The following is a 14,882-nucleotide window of genomic DNA, read 5'->3' as shown; positions in this document are numbered from 1 at the left end:
CGGGGTAATACGCCTGCGCTACACTTCTTGCTTTCTCGCCTAGTGTACGAGCACGATGAAGAAGACGCGCACCTTTCTCCTCCGGGGCCTCCTGATCGCCCTCGGCCTGCTCGTCGTTCTCGTCGTCTTTGCCTTGTCGCGGTCCGACGTCGAACTGACCGAGTCGGGCGTGCACAAGCGGCTCCTGATTCCGATCGGTCGCCAGGCCATCGGCCTGCACACCTATGCCGGCACGGCGGACAGCGCGAAGATCCCGGGCTTCCTCGACGGCCCCATCGTGCGCCGCACCGGGAACGGCGGCTGGGCCGCGACCTGGTACTGCGAGGGCGAAGTCCGGCAGTCGACCGGGGCGGCGGGCGACCTCGCGATCGACTGCGCGGGCCAGCGCCGCCAGTTCCCGGTGTCGCGCACGCCGGCGGTGCCGAACGCGGTCTTCGACGCCCCGGTCGACACCCTGGTCATCAGCGACATCGAAGGCAACGACCGCTTCCTCGACGCCGCGCTCAAGTCGCTCGGCGTGACCGACGGCGCAGGGAACTGGCATTACGGGAGCAATCACCTGGTCATCGACGGCGACGCGGTCGACCGCGGCCGCGACGTTTTCGCCGTGCTGTGGCGGCTGTATGCGCTCAGCCTGCAGGCGCAGGATGCGGGCGGCGCCGTGCACATCGTCCTCGGCAACCACGAGCAGTATCTATTGCGCGGCAACGGCTCGCGCGCCAACCGCGACCACCTGCACGCGCTGTCGCGCATGGGCGGCCAGGCCGCGGCCTTCGGCCCCGACACCGTGATCGGCCAGTGGCTGCGCCTGCAGCCGGTCATCATCAAGAGCGGCAAGACCGTGATCACGCACGGCGGCGTCAGCCCGCTGGTGGCCGACGCCGGCTTCACGGTGAATAACCTGAACAGCGCGATGCGCCGCTACTGGTCGGGAGACATGCCGGGCAAGGCGGAACTCGACGCCGTCATCGGGCCCGCCGGACTGACGCAATACCGCGGCTACTTCGAAGCGGGCGAAGACCGCTACGGCCTGGCGACCGAAGCCCAGGTCAGGGACGTGCTCGCGCACTTCGGCGCGAACAGCATCGTGGTCGGCCATACGCTGGTGGATGGCGTCACCGCTTTCCACGGCGGCAGAGTGTGGGCGGTCGACGTCAACACCGACACCGCGCGGCCGGAGGCCCTCCTGATCCGCAACGGCGAACCGCAGGTGGTGTCCACCGGCGTGCGCCGCGGCCTGAACGAAGAGGGCCAGCCGCGCCCGACCCGTCCTTTCAGCCTGTTCGCAGGCAGGGACCTGGCGATGCTGAAGGAACTGTTCAAGTCCCACTACGCGCTGTCGCAGATCCGCCAGCCCTACTGAGCACCGAAAGCAAGCGCTCGAACACCGGCCGGGTCGCCTCGGCGATCCGTTCCAGGCTCGCTTCGCGCAACGCCGCGGTGTCGACCGCACGCTCGCCGCGCAACCCGGCCCAGCGCAGCAGGGCGTTCGCGGCGCTCGGATCGTCGAAGACCCCGTGCAGATAGGTGCCCAGCACCTGGCCGTCTTCCGAGCGCGCGCCTTCGCCGCGTCCATCGATGACAAAGGCCGGGCGCTCGCAGGCCGGTCCGTTCGATACGCCCATGTGGATCTCGTAGCCGCGCAGCGCGATCCCGGCATCGTCGAAGCGTGCTTGCGCCTCCAGTAGCGCCAGCCGTTTTTCGCGCGCCAGCTCGGTCTCGATGTCGAGCAGGCCCAGGCCCGCCGAACTGCCTGCCGCGCCCTCGACCCCATGCGGATCGGCGACCGTCCGCCCCAGCATCTGGAAACCGCCGCAGATGCCGATCACCTTGCCGCCATAGCGCAGGTGCCGTGCCAGGTAGGCGGGCCAGCCCTGCGCCTGCAGCCAGGCCAGGTCGCCGCGCGTGTTCTTGCTGCCCGGGAGGATCACCAGGTCGGCCGGCGGCATCGCTTCACCGGCGCGCACGAAGCGCAGGTCGACCTCGGGATGCGCGCGCAGCGCGTCGAAGTCGGTATGGTTGCTCATGCGCGGCAGGCTCGGGACCACGATGCGGAACGCCCCCGCGCCGGCCTGCGCCGGCTGCACCGCGTCTTCCGCGTCGAGGTACATCCCGTGCAGGTAAGGCAGCACGCCCAGCACCGGCTTGCCGGTCTGCGCTTCGAGCCAGTCCAGGCCCGGCTCGAGCAGCGCGATGTCGCCGCGGAAGCGGTTGATGACGAAGCCGACGATGCGACCCCGTTCCGACTCCGACAGGCAGGCCAGCGTGCCGACGATGTGGGCGAACACGCCGCCGCGGTCGATGTCGGCCACCAGCACCACCGGACAGTCGACCGCTTCGGCGAAACCCATGTTGGCGATGTCGCGGTCGCGCAGGTTGATCTCGGCCGGGCTGCCCGCGCCCTCGACCACCACCGCCTCGTATCGCGCCAGCAGGCGCGCATGCGATTCCAGCACCGCCGCCATCGCCACCGTCTTGTACTGGTGGTAGTCGCGCGCATTCATCTCGGCGCGCACGCGGCCGTGGATGATGACCTGGGCGCCGGTGTCGCTCGAGGGCTTCAGCAGCACCGGGTTCATGTCGGTATGCGGTGCGATGCCGGCGGCGATCGCCTGCAGCGCCTGGGCGCGGCCGATCTCGCCGCCATCGAGCGTGACGGCGCTGTTGAGCGCCATGTTCTGCGGCTTGAACGGCGCCACCGCGACTCCCTGGCGCGCCAGCAGGCGGCACAGGGCCGCGACCACGGTGCTCTTGCCCGCATCCGAGGTCGTGCCCTGCACCATCAGGGTACGGAAGGGCAGCGTCATTTTTTCTGGCGATGCTGGCGCGCCAGCTCGAGCTTCTCGCACATGACGGCGGTGCCGGCGATCATGCGCGGGCCTGCGCGGTTGAGCAGGTCGCCGTCGACCGTGAACAGGTTGTCGTTGCGGGTCGCCAGCAAGGTGGGATAGGACCGCCACAGACCGACGCCGCCATAGTTCTTCTCGGCGGTGCCGAAGATCGCTTCCGGGTCTTCCTTCAGCACGCTCTCCACCGACACGATCGGCGCCACGACCGTCAGCTTGTCGAAGATGTTCTCGCCGCCGCACAGGCGCAGCGCGTCGGTGATGATGTGCTTGCCGCTGAGGGTATAGAGCGGCTTGTCCCACACCTGGTAAAACGTGCGCACGGCCGGGCGGCCGGCGTAGCGGCTGCGCAGCTCGGACAGCTGCTTGCGCAGCTCGGCTGCCGCGCTATTCGCCGCCGCGTCGGTGCCCATCAGGTGGCCGAGCCGGGCGACGTTGTCGGGAATGTTTTCCAGTTTCTGCGGGTCGCTCAGGAACACCGGCACGCCGAGCTTGCGCACCATTTCGATCTGGCGCTCGGAGGCATTGTGCATCCAGGCGACGATCAGGTCCGGCTTCATCGCGATCACGCGCTCCAGGTCGATCTCGCGGTTCGAGCCGATGCGCGGGATGCTCTTGGCCGCTTCCGGATAGTCGCTGTAGTTGACCGCGCCGACGATCTGCTTGACGCCGCCGGCGGCGAACAGCAGTTCGGTCACGTGCGGCGACATCGAGATCACGCGCGTGGCCGGTTTGTCCAGCGTGATGGTGTTGCCGCCGTCGTCGCGCGTGGTGACCGCGCCAAGCGCAGGCAGGGAGAGCGCAGCCAGGGCCGCTGCAAATAAGGTCGTTTTCTTCATCGATTACTCCATGTATGCAAAGCGGTCTCCAGCCGGCGCCATCCGGCTTCGTCGGGCGGCAGCCCGAGCCGGATGCCGCGCGCGGCCTCGCGGAACAGGCGGCACCAGATGCCGTGGCGGGCCAGGTGGTCGTGGAAGGCTTCCGGCGCGTCTTCCGGCCACCAGTGGAACAGCGGTGTGCCCGCGGCCTGGATGCCGTGGGTTCCCAGCAAGGTGCGCATGCGCAGGCCGTCTTCCAGCAGGCGCGCCTGGGTAGCGCGTTGCCAGTCGCCGTCGCGCAGCGCCGCCGTCGCGACGATCTGCGCCGGCCCGCTCACGGCCCAGGGTCCGAGCAGGTCGGCCAGCGCCGTCAAGGTCGCCGGGTGCGCGCCGACGAAGCCCAGCCGCAGCCCGGCCAGGCCGAAGAACTTGCCGACCGAGCGCAGCACGATTAGGCCGGGACGGTCCGCATAGCGCGCGACCGACAGCGCCGGGGCGGTGTCCCCGAAGGCTTCGTCGACCACCAGCCAGCCGCCGCGTTCCGCCAGGCGCTCGGCCCACGCGAGCAGCAGGCAGGGAGACACGGTCTCGCCGGTCGGATTGTTCGGATTGACCACGACCACCACGTCGCTGTCGTCCACCGCCGCACCGAGCGCCGCATACGGCGCCAGGCGCAGCGTGTGGCCGTGCTTGCCCCAGGCGTGCGCATGCTCCGCATACGAGGGGTTCGAGACGGTGACGCGCGAGGGCGGACGCAGGCGCGGCAGCGTCTGGATCGCGGCCTGGGTGCCGGCCACCGGCAGCAGCGCGGGCGCGCCGTACCAGGCGCAGGCCGCCGCGCTCAGTTCCGGGTCGGGTTCGGGCAGGCGGTGCCAGGCGTTCGCCGGCAGCGCCGGCGCCGGATAGCCGCGCGGGTTGATGCCGGTCGAGAGGTCGAGCCAGTCGTCGAGTCCGTAGTGGCGCGCGGCGTCGCGCAGGTTGCCGCCGTGTTCAAGCATCGTGGTTCCACAAATAGACGAAGAGGGCGGCCGCGCAGGCGAGGAACAGCCACAGCAGCGTCGCGCCGAGCACCAGGCGCCAGGCGCGCACGATGTCGGCGCCGGATGCCGGCGGGCCTTCGCCCAGCGGGGGGCGCTGTTCCAGCTGGCCGTCGTAGATCGCCGCGCCGCCGAGCGAAACGCCGAGGGCGCCGGCGCCGCTGGCCATCACCGGGCCGGCGTTCGGGCTGCTCCATGCCGGGGCCTGGGTGCGCCAGCAGCGCCAGGCGCGCCTGCTCCCGGCGCCGGCCAGCACGACATAGGACAGGGCCGTCAGCCGGGCCGGCACATAGTTCAGGGCATCGTCGATGCGCGCCGCCGCGCGGCCGAACAGATTGAAGCGCGCGTTACGGTAGCCCCACATGGCGTCGAGCGTGTTCGCCAGGCGGAACAGGACCGCGCCGGGGCCGCCCGCCACCAGGAACCAGAACAGGGTGCCGAACACCGCGTCGTTTCCGTTCTCGAGCAGCGACTCGGCGCCGGCCTTGGCGAGATCAGGCTCCTGCGCATCCTGCGTGTCGCGGCTGACGATCCAGGAAGTGCGGGTGCGCGCCGTGGCCAGGTCGCCGGTGCGCAGGGCGGTGACGATCGGCATGGTGTGGTCGTACAGGCTGCGCAGGCCGATGCAGGCGTACAGCAGCACGGCGTGCAGCAGCAAGCCCGCGAACTGCGCGCCGAGCCAGGCCAGGATGCTGATGGGCAGGACGGCGAGCGCCCAGGCCAGCAAGCCGCGCGCGAAGCGCGACCCGCCGCGGTTCAGGCGTGCTTCGATGGCGTTGGCCAGTTTGCCGAAGCCGACCAGCGGATGCCAGCGGCGCGGCTCGCCCAGCAGCAGGTCGAGCAGGACGCCCGCCAGCAGCAGGCCGGCGAGTTCCGGCAGCGACAGCCCGGTCAGCATGCGGCGCCCTTGAGCGCCAGCGGCAGCCCGGCCGCCACGAACACGACGCGGTCGGCGCGCGCGGCCACGGCCTGGTTCAGGCGTCCCGCCTCGTCGGCGAAGCAGCGCGACAGCGCGCCCCAGGGGACGATGCCCATGCCGACTTCGTTCGAGACGAACACGATGTCGCCAGGTGCGCCGGCATCCAGTACATCGAGCAGCGCGGCGCGCTCCGTGTCGAAGCGTTCCGGCAGCGTGACTTCGCCGACCTCGGGCCACTCGCGGCCATCGCTGAACAGCAGGTTACTCAGCCACAGGGTCAGGCAGTCGACCAGCACGATGCGTCCGGGCGCACACTGCGCGCGTAGGGTAGCGGCCAGCGCCAGCGCTTCCTCGACGGTCTGCCAGTGCGGCGGACGCCGTTCGCGGTGGTGGCGGATGCGCGCCGACATTTCGGCGTCGCCTGCGCGCGAGGTGGCCAGGTACACGACCTCCTTGCCGGATGCCTCGGCGAGGCGCTCCGCATGCGCGCTTTTCCCCGAGCGCGCGCCGCCCAGCACCAGCGTCACGCTCACGATCTGGCGCCCCCGAACAGCGCGGCGACGGCCGGCGGATTCGACGGGAAGTAGCCGTGGAAGTAGGAGGCGTTCAGCGATCCGATGCGGAACACGGCTTCGCCTGCGCCGCCGGTGCTGGTCTTGACCGTGTGCGACAGCGCCGGTACTTGCGTTTCCAGGCGCGAGTAGTGGAAGGTATGGCCGCGCAATGGACCCTGCGGCGTCGGCATTGCCTGCGCGCCCAGGCCCGCCAGGCGCGCCTGCATCGTCACTTCACCCGGCAGCAGGCCGGCCATGGGCCAGCGCCGGCCCTCCTTGTCGGTGATGGCGCCGGCCACCGCCATCATGCCGCCGCACTCGGCCACGATCGGCAGGCCCTGCGCGTGCGCCGCGCGGATCGAGTCCTGCCAGCGCGCGGCCTGGCTGAGGGTGGCGCCGTGCAGTTCGGGATAGCCGCCCGGCAGGAATACCGCGTCGGCATCCGGCGGCACCGGCTCGTCGTTCAGCGGCGAGAAGAAGCGCAGCGTCGCGCCCATCTGCCGCAGCAGGTCGAGGTTGGCGGGGTAGAGGAAGCAGAAGGCCGCGTCGCGCGCGATGGCGACGGTGCGGCCGGCCAGCAGCGAGGGCACGTCTTCCCATTCCGGCGCCGATTGCGCCAGCAGCGGCAGGGCGTTCCACGCCGCTTCCTCGAACTGCAGGCCATCGGCCAGCTTGTCGAGCAGGGCTTCCAGGCCGTCGACGTCGTCTGGCGTAACCAATCCCAGGTGGCGCTCGGGCAGCGGCGTGTCCTGGCGCTGCAGCCAGCCGAGCAGGGGGATGTCGCGCAGCGACGAGGCCACCATTTTGGCGTGCCCCTCGCTGGCGATGCGGTTGGCGATCACGCCGGCCATGTCGACCGGGCCGTAGTCGCGCAGCCCGCGCGCCACCGCGCCGGCGGTCTGCGCCATGGCCGAGGCGTCGATCACCGCCAGCACCGGGATGCCGAACTCGCGCGCCAGGTCGGCCGCCGACGGCGAGCCGTCATACAAGCCCATCACGCCCTCGACCAGGATGGCGTCGCATTCGCGCGCGGCATCGTGCAGGCGGCGCCGGCATTCGTCGACGCCGACCATCCACAGGTCGAGCGTGTGCACCGGCGCGCTGGATGCGCGCTCGAGCAGCATCGGGTCGATGAAGTCGGGACCGCACTTGAAGACGCGCACGCGCTGGCCCTGGCGCACGAGCTTGCGCGCCAGCGCGGCGGTGACGCTGGTCTTGCCCTGGCCGGAGGACATGGCCGCGACCAGCACGGCACGTGCTCCGCTGTCGCGTTCCATTACCACTCCGTCCCGGCCTGCGCCGCGATGCCCGCCTTGAAGGCGTGCTTGACCACGTTCATCTCGGTGACCGTGTCGGCCACCGCGATCAGTTCCGGCGGCGCGGCGCGCCCGGTCACCACCACGTGCTGCATCACCGGGCGGTCGAGCAGGTCGGCGATCACCGTGTCGACGTCGAGATATTTGTACTTGAGGGCGATGTTCAGTTCGTCCAGCACCACCATGCCATACGATGGGTCGCGGAGAAAGGTGCGCGCCAGTTCCCAGGCCTCGTTGGCCTTGGCGATGTCGCGCTCGCGGTTCTGGGTTTCCCAGGTATAGCCTTCGCCCATCGCGTGGAAGCTCACCTCGTCGGGGAAGCGGCGCAGGAATTTTTCCTCGCCGGTCGACATGGCGCCCTTGATGAACTGGACCACGCCGACCTTCATGCCGTGGCCCAGCGCGCGGCTCACCATGCCGAAGGCGCTCGAGCTCTTGCCCTTGCCGTTGCCGGTATTGACGATGATGATGCCGATCTGCTTGTCGGCGGCGGCGATCTTGGCGTCGATGACGGCCTTCTTGCGCTCCATGCGCTGGCGGTGGCGCTCGTTCAGCGCCTCGGTTTCGGAGGGATTCAGCTCGTTCATGTGGTGGCCTCTTGTGGCAGGAAGATGCGGCGGCCGCCATGCTCGAGCATGTCGATCGGGTGGCCGAGGTAGTCGCCCAGCAGGACGGGCTGCATGGTCTCGCGCACCGGGCCGGCCAGCCAGCGGCCGTCGCCCATCAGCAGCAGCGCGTGGGTGGAGATGCGGTAGGCGAGGTTCAGGTCGTGGCCGATCATGACCACGGTCTTGCCCTGTTCGCGGCAGAGTTTGGCCAGCAGGCCCATGACGCTGACCTGGTGCGCCAGGTCGAGGGCGTTGGCCGGCTCGTCGAGCAGCAGCAGCGAGGTGTCCTGGGCCAGCAGCGCGGCGATCGCCACCCGCTGGCGCTCGCCGCCGGACAGGGTGCGCACGTCGCGCGCGGCCAGTTCGGCGACTTCCATCGATGCGAGCGCGCGCATCGCCACCCGGTGGTCGTCGCTGCCTTCCCAATAGCGGTTGCCGTGGTAGGGGTGGCGCGCCGACAGCACGGTTTCGATCACCGTGTACGAGAAGGCGTCGTGGCGCGACTGCGCCAGGTAGGCGCGTTCGCGCGCCAGTTCGTCGAGCGGCCAGTCGTCCAGTGCGAGCCCGCCGATCAGCACCGAGCCGGCGCTGGGGCGGTGCAGGCCGGCGAGGGTGCGCAGCAAGGTGCTCTTGCCGGCGCCGTTGCGGCCGATGATGCTCCAGCATTCGCCGGGCCGCGCGGCCCAGTCGAGCTGGCGCAGCAGGGTGCGGCCACCGAGCTGCAGGTCGAGATGTTCGGCGCGGATCATCGTGTCATTTCCTCAGCCGGTGCAGTTGATACAGGAAGACCGGCGCGCCGATGATCGCGGTGATCGCGCCCACCGGCAGCTGCTGCGGCGCGATGATGGTGCGCGCCAGCGTGTCGCACAGCACCAGGAAGCTGCCGCCGGCCAGCACCGCCGACGGAATCAGCACGCGGTGGTCGGGTCCGAAGGCGAAGCGGCAGGCGTGCGGCACGATCAGGCCGACGAAGCCGACCGAACCGGCGCTGGTGACGGCGCTGGCGGTCAGCACGCCGGAAACGAAGAACAGGCCCTTGCGCAGGGCGCCGACGCGGATGCCGAGGGTGGCGGCCGATTCCGCATGCAGCGCGACCACGTTCATGGCGCGCGCGCTGCGCAGCGCGTACAGCAGGCCGGCGCCCAGCACCACCCAGGGCGCCAGGCGCAGCGGCGCGCCGGCGAGGTCGCCGATCATCCAGAAGATCATGCTGCGCAGGCGCCCTTCCGGCGCGATCGACAGCATCAGGGTGATCAGGGCCATGCAGGCCGAGGAGAGGATCACGCCGGTCAGCAGCAGCATCGAGGTCCCGCCTTCGGCCGCCATCCCGCCGCGCATGTCTCGCCGCGCGAACAGGTAGAGCAGCATCGAGATCCCGACCGCGCCCGCGAGCGCCGCCATGTCGACCATGAAGGCGGTCGCCATCATCAGGAGCGCGAACAGCGCGCCGACCGAGGCGCCGGCCGAGATCCCCAGCACATAGGGATCGGCCAGCGGGTTGCGCAGCAGCGCCTGCATCATCACGCCCGCCAGTGCGAGTGCGCCGCCGGTGACGAAGGCGGTCAGCGCGCGGCTGGCGCGCAGCTCGATCAGCGAGGCCGCCAAAGTTCCGCCCTCGCCGCGCGCCAGCTGGCGCAGGGCGTCGGGAATGTCGGCCAGCGGCACGGCGATCGAGCCCGTCATGCCGGCGAACAGCAGGCTGGCGACGGCGCACAGCAGCAGCACGCCGATGACGAGCATGGCGCGGCGGCGTTGCGGGAAGGCTGGGTGATGCATGCGTCTCCTCTTGGTGGTGCGCTGCCTTAGCGGATGCCGTAGCGCAGCGCGGCGAACCAGGTGCGGCCGCTGGTGCCGTAATTGCGCGCCAGCTCGTAGCGCTTGTCCGCCACGTTGTTCAGGCGCAGCAGAAGCGATAAGTCGGGCGTGACCTGCCAGGTAGTGTACAGGTTGAGCAGGCCGTAGCCGCCCAGGCGGCGGTTGTTGGCGGCGTCGTCGAAGCGCTCGCCGGACAGGACCACTTCGGCGCCCGCCTTGACGGTGCCGAAGCGGCTGTCGGCCGCGAACTTGGCGAGGCGCCTGGCGCGGCGCGCCAGCTGCTTGCCGGTGGTTTCGTCACGCGGGTCCTGCCAATCCAGGCTGCCGCGCAGGTTCACCATCGCGACGCGGGTCTGGGCCGCGACCGTCACGCCTTCGAGCAGGGCTTCGTTGACGTTGTAGGCGCAGCTGCCCGGGCGGCCCGGGCAGGGCGTGGCGCTGACGATCATGTCGGTCAGGCGGTTGCGGTACCAGGTCGCGTCGACCTGCAGCTGGCCGGCGTCGTAGCGCAGGCCGGCTTCCAGGTTGCGGCCCTTTTCCGGCTTGTTGGTCGGCAGGCCGTAGTTCGGGTAGTACAGCTCGTTGAAGGTCGGGGCGCGGAAGCTCGAGCCGACGCTGGCGGTGGCGCGCAGGCCGTTGCCGAAGTCGTAGCCGTAGCCGGCGGCGCCGGTGTTCTTGCTGCCGTAGACCGAGGAGCGGTCATGGCGCGCGCTGACGTCGACCAGGTGGCTGCCGCGCCGCGCCGAGTAGGCCGCCGCATAGGCATTGGTGATGCGGTCGCGCGTCATGGCCGGGGTCGCGCTGGAATAGACGTCTTCCTTGCGGTGGCTGTAGAGCAGCTGCAGGGTGTCGGCGCCGAGCGCGATCGTGTTCTGCCAGGTCAGCTCGTCCTGTTCGGTTTCGATCTGGCTGGCGCCGGCGGCGGTGGCGTTGGTGTAGCTGCCGAGCTTATCTTCGGAGCGTGCGTACTGCAGGATGCTGCGCCAGTTGGCGTTCACCTGGCTGGACGCGTAGACGGCGGCGGTGTTCAGGTCCTGGTCGTTGTGCACGTCGTAGGCGGCGCTGCCGCTGTCGTACTGGGCCCACAGGCTGCTGTGCAGGAACTGCGCGCCGATTTCGAGGCTTGGGGCCACGGTATAGGCCAGCTGGCCGTTGGCGTTGCGGCGGCGGTAGCCGTCTTCGTCCGGATTGAAGCCGGAAGCGCCTGGGCGGGTCGACGAGAAACCGTCCGAATCCTCGTAGCCGGCGGTGAAGGCGTAACGCAAGGCGTTGGCCGAACCCGAGACGGTGGCGGCGGCCGCGCGCGTGGCGTTGCTGCCGGCGCCGACCGAGGCGGTGGCCAGCGGAGCGCCTTCGCCCTTGCGCGTGAAGATCTGGATCACGCCGCCGATGGCGTCGGCGCCGTACAGGGTCGTGAGCGGGCCGTAGACGATCTCGATGCGCTCGATCGACGACAGCGGCACGGCGTTCCAGGCGGCGGTGCCGCTGGTCGCGGAGCCGATGCGCACGCCGTCCAGCAGGACCACGACCTGGTTCGCGTTCGAGCCGCGCAGGAAGACGCTGGTGGAGGCGCCAGCGCTGCCGTTGCGCGTGATCTCGACGCCGCGCTGGCGCTGCAGGATGTCGGCCACCGAGCCGGCGCCCGAGCGCGCGATCTCTTCGGCATGGATGACGGTGGTGTCGGCGATCACGTCATGCGCGCGCTGCGGCATGCGGCTGGCGGTGACGACGACGGTGTCGGCGGACGTTTGGGCGAAAGAAGGAGCAGCAAAAACGAATGCGAGCGACAGCGCGGCCGCCAGCCGTGTTACGGGAAAATTCATGAAATGTTCACATCAAAGACAACCAGCCGACGTCCCCGTGGGCCAGATTGAACAGAAGCGCGCATGGCGCACGCTCCCACCTTTTGGCCGGTATCCGGGCTGGCAAGTGTGGCCGTCCGACCTTCCCATGCGAATCGCACAGTGGTCATGGAAGACGGTTTGCCGCGCGAAGTTCATACTTTCATACTTCATACGCGGTACTTGCTTACCGTTGCGGGGGCAGCACACGTGGGCTTTGTTGAAAAGCTTCGTGTTTCCCGTTTAACTGCGCCTGTGAACACAGGCGCGAGCACCAAAACGCCGCCATTATACGGCAGCGTTGTTCACTCATGTCAGTCTTCGAGCACGATGATGCCGCCGTAGTCGATGCGGTGCGCTGCCGATGCGGCGCGCAAGGCGGCTTCCTCGATGCTGCCGCCGGCGTGCAGGGCGGCGAGCAGGCGCATGCTGCCGGCGTGGCAGATCAGCAGGGCGCGCGGGTGGCCGGACTGGCGCAGCGCATCGAAGAAGGAGGCGACGCGACGGGCGACGTCCAGGACGTTTTCGCCGCCGCCGGGGCGGTAGTGCAGCAGGTCGGCGCTCCAGGCGTCGACCTCGGCGCGCGGGATGTCGTCCCAGGGGCGCATCTCCCAGGCGCCGAAGTCCATCTCGGCCAGGCGCGCATCGAAGGTGACGCGGGCGTTCATCTGCGCGGCGAGACCGGCGCAGCGTTTGAGCGGGCTGGCGTAGACGGGCAGGCCGCCTGCCAGTCCGGCGTTCTTCAGCTTGTCCGCGACCGCTGCGACCGCGGCGGGCGAGACGGGGACGTCGCCGCGGCCGTAGCAGATGCCGGGTGCGACGTCGGGCTGCGGATGGCGGACGAGGATCAGCTCCATGTGGCCAGGATGGCGATGTAGGCCACGGCTTCCGCCAGCTGCTGCACGGCGCCGAGGCAGTCGCCCGTATAGCCGCCGATGCGGCGCGCGAACTTGCGGGCCAGCCACCAGGTGGCAAGCACGCAGGAGACAAAGGCGGCGAGGATGGCTTGCGCCGCGATCGCGCCGGCCGCGAACAGCAAACCTGCCATCAGGACGACCGTGAATACGGCGATGCAGAACTCCGCTGTGCTCATGCGTTCGGCCAGCGGCTTGGCCTTGCCTTCCGCGCGTGCATACTCCATGCGCCAGATGAGCGAAGTCGCGCACAGGCGCGACAGCGGGTGGGCCAGCAGCAGGGCGGCGATGGCGCTGGCTGCTGGCAGCATGGCGAGCGTCGTGACTTTCGTGCCCAGCATGCAGACCCCGCCGATCGCGCCATAGGCGCCGACGCGCGAGTCCTTCATGATCTCCAGCACGCGCTCGCGCGTCATGCCGCCGCCCAGGCCATCGCAGGTGTCGGCGAAGCCGTCTTCGTGGAAGGCGCCGGTGATATAGATGGTGGCCGCCGTCGAGAGCACGGCGGCGACCGGCGTGGGCAGTGCCAGGGTGGCGGCCGCATAGACGGCGGCGCCGATCGCGCCTACCACGACGCCCACGAGCGGGAAGTAGCGCGAGGCGTGGTGCAGCCAGTCCTGCTCGAAGCCGACCCAGCGCGGGATCGGCAGGCGCGTGAAGAACTGCAGGGCGACGAAGAACAGGCGCAGCTGGTGCATTTTATTGGTCGCTGGTGCTGACCGACGCCGAGGCGAAAGTCGCCATCTCGTTCAGGAAGTTGGCGGCCGCATGCAGCAGGGGGAGGGCGAGGGCGCTGCCGGTGCCTTCGCCCAGGCGCAGGCCGAGGTTCAGCAGCGGGCGGGCGCCGAGGTTTTCCAGCATCAGGCGGTGGCCGTTCTCGTCGGAGCAATGGGCGAACACGCAGTAATCCAGGATCGCCGGTTGCAGGCGGGCCGCGACCAGCAGCGCGCTGGTGACGATGAAGCCGTCGATCAGCAGCACCTTGCGCAGCGCCGCCGCTTTCAGCATGGCGCCGGCCATCATCGCGATTTCGAAACCGCCGAAGGTGGCGAGCACCTCGAGTGGGGAGGTGGCGCCCGCATGCTTGTCGACGGCGGCGGCGATCACCGCCTGTTTGCGGGCAATGCCTTCGCTCGAGAGGCCGGTGCCGGCGCCGACGCATTGGGGCAGCGCCACGTCGGTGAGCTTGTGCATGATGGCCGCGGCCGCGGTGGTGTTCCCGATGCCCATCTCGCCGAAGCCGACTACATTGCCCGGCAAGTCTGCCGCCAGGGCCATGCCGTGTTTCAGGGCGGTCTCCAGTTCCTGCGGCGACATCGCGGGTTCGACGGCGAAGTTGCGGGTGCCGCGCGCCACCTTGCGGTCCACCAGGGCGGGACGTGGGCCGAAGTCATGGTTCACGCCGGCGTCGACCACGTGCAGGGCGCAGCCGTTCTGGCGCGCGAACACGTTGATGGCCGCGCCGTTCGCCAGGAAGTTTTCCACCATCTGCCAGGTCACGTCCTGCGGATAGCCGGAGACGCCTTCCGCCACTACGCCATGGTCGCCGGCAAATACGAGAATGGCCGGCTCATTAATCACGACCTGCGTGGAGCCTTGAATCAGTCCGAGCTGGGCGGCCAGATCTTCCAGGCGTCCCAGGCTGCCCCGCGGCTTCGTCTTGTTATTGATTGCGTCCTGCAGGGTTTGCTGGAGTGCCACGTCCGCAATAGGGGCGATAGATGGGATCTGCATTGCCGAAAAGATATGGTGGAAAAAAGGCGACGATAACATAGTCGCAGGCGTTGTAAATGGCCTCGCCGTTTGCTATAGTTCTGCTCCTCCGACGCCGCCGCAGCTTCTTGAAGCAGCGAAGCGAAGGAAAAGAAGGGGTTGACGATGAACGCAGAACACCGCATAATCTCGCTTCTCTGCTGCTGACGAACACAACGCTTCGCACGGTGCAGCAAGGTAGTACAGAATACCGATCTTTAACAATCAACAGTCGATAAGTGTGGGCGTTTGATGAAGGTGCCAAGACTTCGGTCTTGATTACTTAAATTATCAAATGTTCGCACAAAGTATTAAACGTAATCTTCGAAAGAAGGTTCGTCAGTATTTTGAGTGAGCGACTCCGCTAGCGATAGCGGATGACTCGAAAGAGTCAACAAACAGAGATTGAACTGAAGAGTTTGATCCTGGCTCAGATTGAACGCTGGCGGCATGCTTTACACA

At 69.0% G+C, this 14,882-nt stretch carries 14 protein-coding genes and 1 riboswitch; of the genes, 1 reads left to right on the top strand and 13 read right to left on the bottom strand.

The genetic code is table 11. From position 1 onward, the window contains the following. The first annotated feature begins 55 nt into the window (after positions 1 to 55). Positions 56 to 1,363 (top strand): metallophosphoesterase, encoded by a 1,308-nt coding sequence (locus tag LQ564_RS25335; RefSeq protein ID WP_231060901.1) that lies wholly within the window; start codon positions 56 to 58, stop codon positions 1,361 to 1,363. Here LQ564_RS25335 and LQ564_RS25330 read toward each other — a convergent pair. The 13 genes from LQ564_RS25330 to cobT all read right to left on the bottom strand — a co-directional run bounded on the left by LQ564_RS25330 (position 1,320) and on the right by cobT (position 14,402). Beyond that, complete coding sequence (locus LQ564_RS25330; RefSeq protein ID WP_231060900.1) at positions 1,320 to 2,807, bottom strand: cobyric acid synthase; 1,488 nt, start codon at positions 2,805 to 2,807, stop codon at positions 1,320 to 1,322. The two genes, LQ564_RS25335 and LQ564_RS25330, sit on opposite strands and share 44 nt — an antisense overlap. Beyond that, positions 2,804 to 3,685 (bottom strand): cobalamin-binding protein, encoded by an 882-nt coding sequence (locus LQ564_RS25325; RefSeq protein ID WP_231060899.1) that lies wholly within the window; start codon positions 3,683 to 3,685, stop codon positions 2,804 to 2,806. Before LQ564_RS25325 ends, LQ564_RS25330 begins: the two co-directional genes overlap by 4 nt. Then, positions 3,682 to 4,662 carry a threonine-phosphate decarboxylase CobD gene (cobD, locus tag LQ564_RS25320; RefSeq protein ID WP_231060898.1) on the bottom strand — a complete coding sequence of 327 codons (981 nt, stop codon included), beginning with the start codon at positions 4,660 to 4,662 and terminating at the stop codon, positions 3,682 to 3,684. Before cobD ends, LQ564_RS25325 begins: the two co-directional genes overlap by 4 nt. Continuing rightward, positions 4,655 to 5,599 (bottom strand): adenosylcobinamide-phosphate synthase CbiB, encoded by a 945-nt coding sequence (gene cbiB / locus LQ564_RS25315; RefSeq protein ID WP_231060897.1) that lies wholly within the window; start codon positions 5,597 to 5,599, stop codon positions 4,655 to 4,657. The genes cobD and cbiB overlap by 8 nt, the downstream gene beginning before the upstream one ends. Further along, positions 5,593 to 6,153 carry a bifunctional adenosylcobinamide kinase/adenosylcobinamide-phosphate guanylyltransferase gene (gene cobU / locus LQ564_RS25310; protein ID WP_231060896.1) on the bottom strand — a complete coding sequence of 187 codons (561 nt, stop codon included), beginning with the start codon at positions 6,151 to 6,153 and terminating at the stop codon, positions 5,593 to 5,595. The genes cbiB and cobU overlap by 7 nt, the downstream gene beginning before the upstream one ends. Further along, complete coding sequence (locus tag LQ564_RS25305) at positions 6,150 to 7,451, bottom strand: cobyrinic acid a,c-diamide synthase CobB (protein ID WP_231060895.1); 1,302 nt, start codon at positions 7,449 to 7,451, stop codon at positions 6,150 to 6,152. The genes cobU and LQ564_RS25305 overlap by 4 nt, the downstream gene beginning before the upstream one ends. Further along, the gene (gene cobO / locus LQ564_RS25300) at positions 7,451 to 8,077 is read right to left on the bottom strand and encodes a cob(I)yrinic acid a,c-diamide adenosyltransferase (RefSeq protein WP_231060894.1); all 627 of its coding nucleotides are present in this window, start codon (positions 8,075 to 8,077) and stop codon (positions 7,451 to 7,453) included. Before cobO ends, LQ564_RS25305 begins: the two co-directional genes overlap by 1 nt. After that, entirely contained in the window at positions 8,074 to 8,847 is a 774-nt protein-coding gene (locus tag LQ564_RS25295) for an ABC transporter ATP-binding protein (RefSeq protein ID WP_231060893.1), read from the bottom strand. The genes cobO and LQ564_RS25295 overlap by 4 nt, the downstream gene beginning before the upstream one ends. A gap of 4 nt (positions 8,848 to 8,851) precedes the next feature. Further along, positions 8,852 to 9,874 carry a FecCD family ABC transporter permease gene (locus tag LQ564_RS25290; RefSeq protein ID WP_231060892.1) on the bottom strand — a complete coding sequence of 341 codons (1,023 nt, stop codon included), beginning with the start codon at positions 9,872 to 9,874 and terminating at the stop codon, positions 8,852 to 8,854. 26 nt (positions 9,875 to 9,900) lie between these two features. Then, positions 9,901 to 11,736 carry a TonB-dependent receptor domain-containing protein gene (locus LQ564_RS25285; RefSeq protein ID WP_231060891.1) on the bottom strand — a complete coding sequence of 612 codons (1,836 nt, stop codon included), beginning with the start codon at positions 11,734 to 11,736 and terminating at the stop codon, positions 9,901 to 9,903. A 68-nt stretch (positions 11,737 to 11,804) separates the two neighbouring features. Beyond that, positions 11,805 to 12,048, bottom strand: a riboswitch (cobalamin riboswitch). Between the two features lie 20 nt (positions 12,049 to 12,068). Continuing rightward, entirely contained in the window at positions 12,069 to 12,611 is a 543-nt protein-coding gene (locus LQ564_RS25280) for a histidine phosphatase family protein (RefSeq protein WP_231060890.1), read from the bottom strand. Further along, positions 12,602 to 13,366 (bottom strand): adenosylcobinamide-GDP ribazoletransferase, encoded by a 765-nt coding sequence (locus tag LQ564_RS25275; RefSeq protein ID WP_231060889.1) that lies wholly within the window; start codon positions 13,364 to 13,366, stop codon positions 12,602 to 12,604. The genes LQ564_RS25280 and LQ564_RS25275 overlap by 10 nt, the downstream gene beginning before the upstream one ends. Before the next feature lies 1 nt (position 13,367). After that, positions 13,368 to 14,402, bottom strand: coding sequence for a nicotinate-nucleotide--dimethylbenzimidazole phosphoribosyltransferase (gene cobT / locus LQ564_RS25270; RefSeq protein WP_231060888.1), 1,035 nt, complete (start codon positions 14,400 to 14,402; stop codon positions 13,368 to 13,370). Between the last annotated feature and the right edge of the window lie 480 nt (positions 14,403 to 14,882).

Source organism: Massilia phyllostachyos, from assembly GCF_021044825.1.
In the GTDB taxonomy this organism is placed as follows: domain Bacteria; phylum Pseudomonadota; class Gammaproteobacteria; order Burkholderiales; family Burkholderiaceae_D; genus Telluria; species Telluria phyllostachyos.
Note: the sequence above shows the minus strand (reverse complement) of the source record. Positions and strands in the feature narration are given on the sequence as shown.

Bases quoted from the DNA above. Each gene is read 5' to 3' on its own strand.
- LQ564_RS25325 (WP_231060899.1), bottom strand. From the start codon at position 3,685: ATGAAGAAAACGACCTTATTTGCAGCGGCCCTGGCTGCGCTCTCCCTG.
- cobD (WP_231060898.1), bottom strand. From the start codon at position 4,662: ATGCTTGAACACGGCGGCAACCTGCGCGACGCCGCGCGCCACTACGGA.
- LQ564_RS25280 (WP_231060890.1), bottom strand. From the start codon at position 12,611: ATGGAGCTGATCCTCGTCCGCCATCCGCAGCCCGACGTCGCACCCGGC.
- cbiB (WP_231060897.1), bottom strand. From the start codon at position 5,599: ATGCTGACCGGGCTGTCGCTGCCGGAACTCGCCGGCCTGCTGCTGGCG.
- cobO (WP_231060894.1), bottom strand. From the start codon at position 8,077: ATGAACGAGCTGAATCCCTCCGAAACCGAGGCGCTGAACGAGCGCCAC.
- LQ564_RS25285 (WP_231060891.1), bottom strand. From the start codon at position 11,736: ATGAATTTTCCCGTAACACGGCTGGCGGCCGCGCTGTCGCTCGCATTC.
- cobT (WP_231060888.1), bottom strand. From the start codon at position 14,402: ATGCAGATCCCATCTATCGCCCCTATTGCGGACGTGGCACTCCAGCAA.
- LQ564_RS25330 (WP_231060900.1), bottom strand. From the start codon at position 2,807: ATGACGCTGCCCTTCCGTACCCTGATGGTGCAGGGCACGACCTCGGAT.
- LQ564_RS25295 (WP_231060893.1), bottom strand. From the start codon at position 8,847: ATGATCCGCGCCGAACATCTCGACCTGCAGCTCGGTGGCCGCACCCTG.
- LQ564_RS25335 (WP_231060901.1), top strand. From the start codon at position 56: ATGAAGAAGACGCGCACCTTTCTCCTCCGGGGCCTCCTGATCGCCCTC.
- LQ564_RS25290 (WP_231060892.1), bottom strand. From the start codon at position 9,874: ATGCATCACCCAGCCTTCCCGCAACGCCGCCGCGCCATGCTCGTCATC.
- LQ564_RS25275 (WP_231060889.1), bottom strand. From the start codon at position 13,366: ATGCACCAGCTGCGCCTGTTCTTCGTCGCCCTGCAGTTCTTCACGCGC.
- LQ564_RS25305 (WP_231060895.1), bottom strand. From the start codon at position 7,451: ATGGAACGCGACAGCGGAGCACGTGCCGTGCTGGTCGCGGCCATGTCC.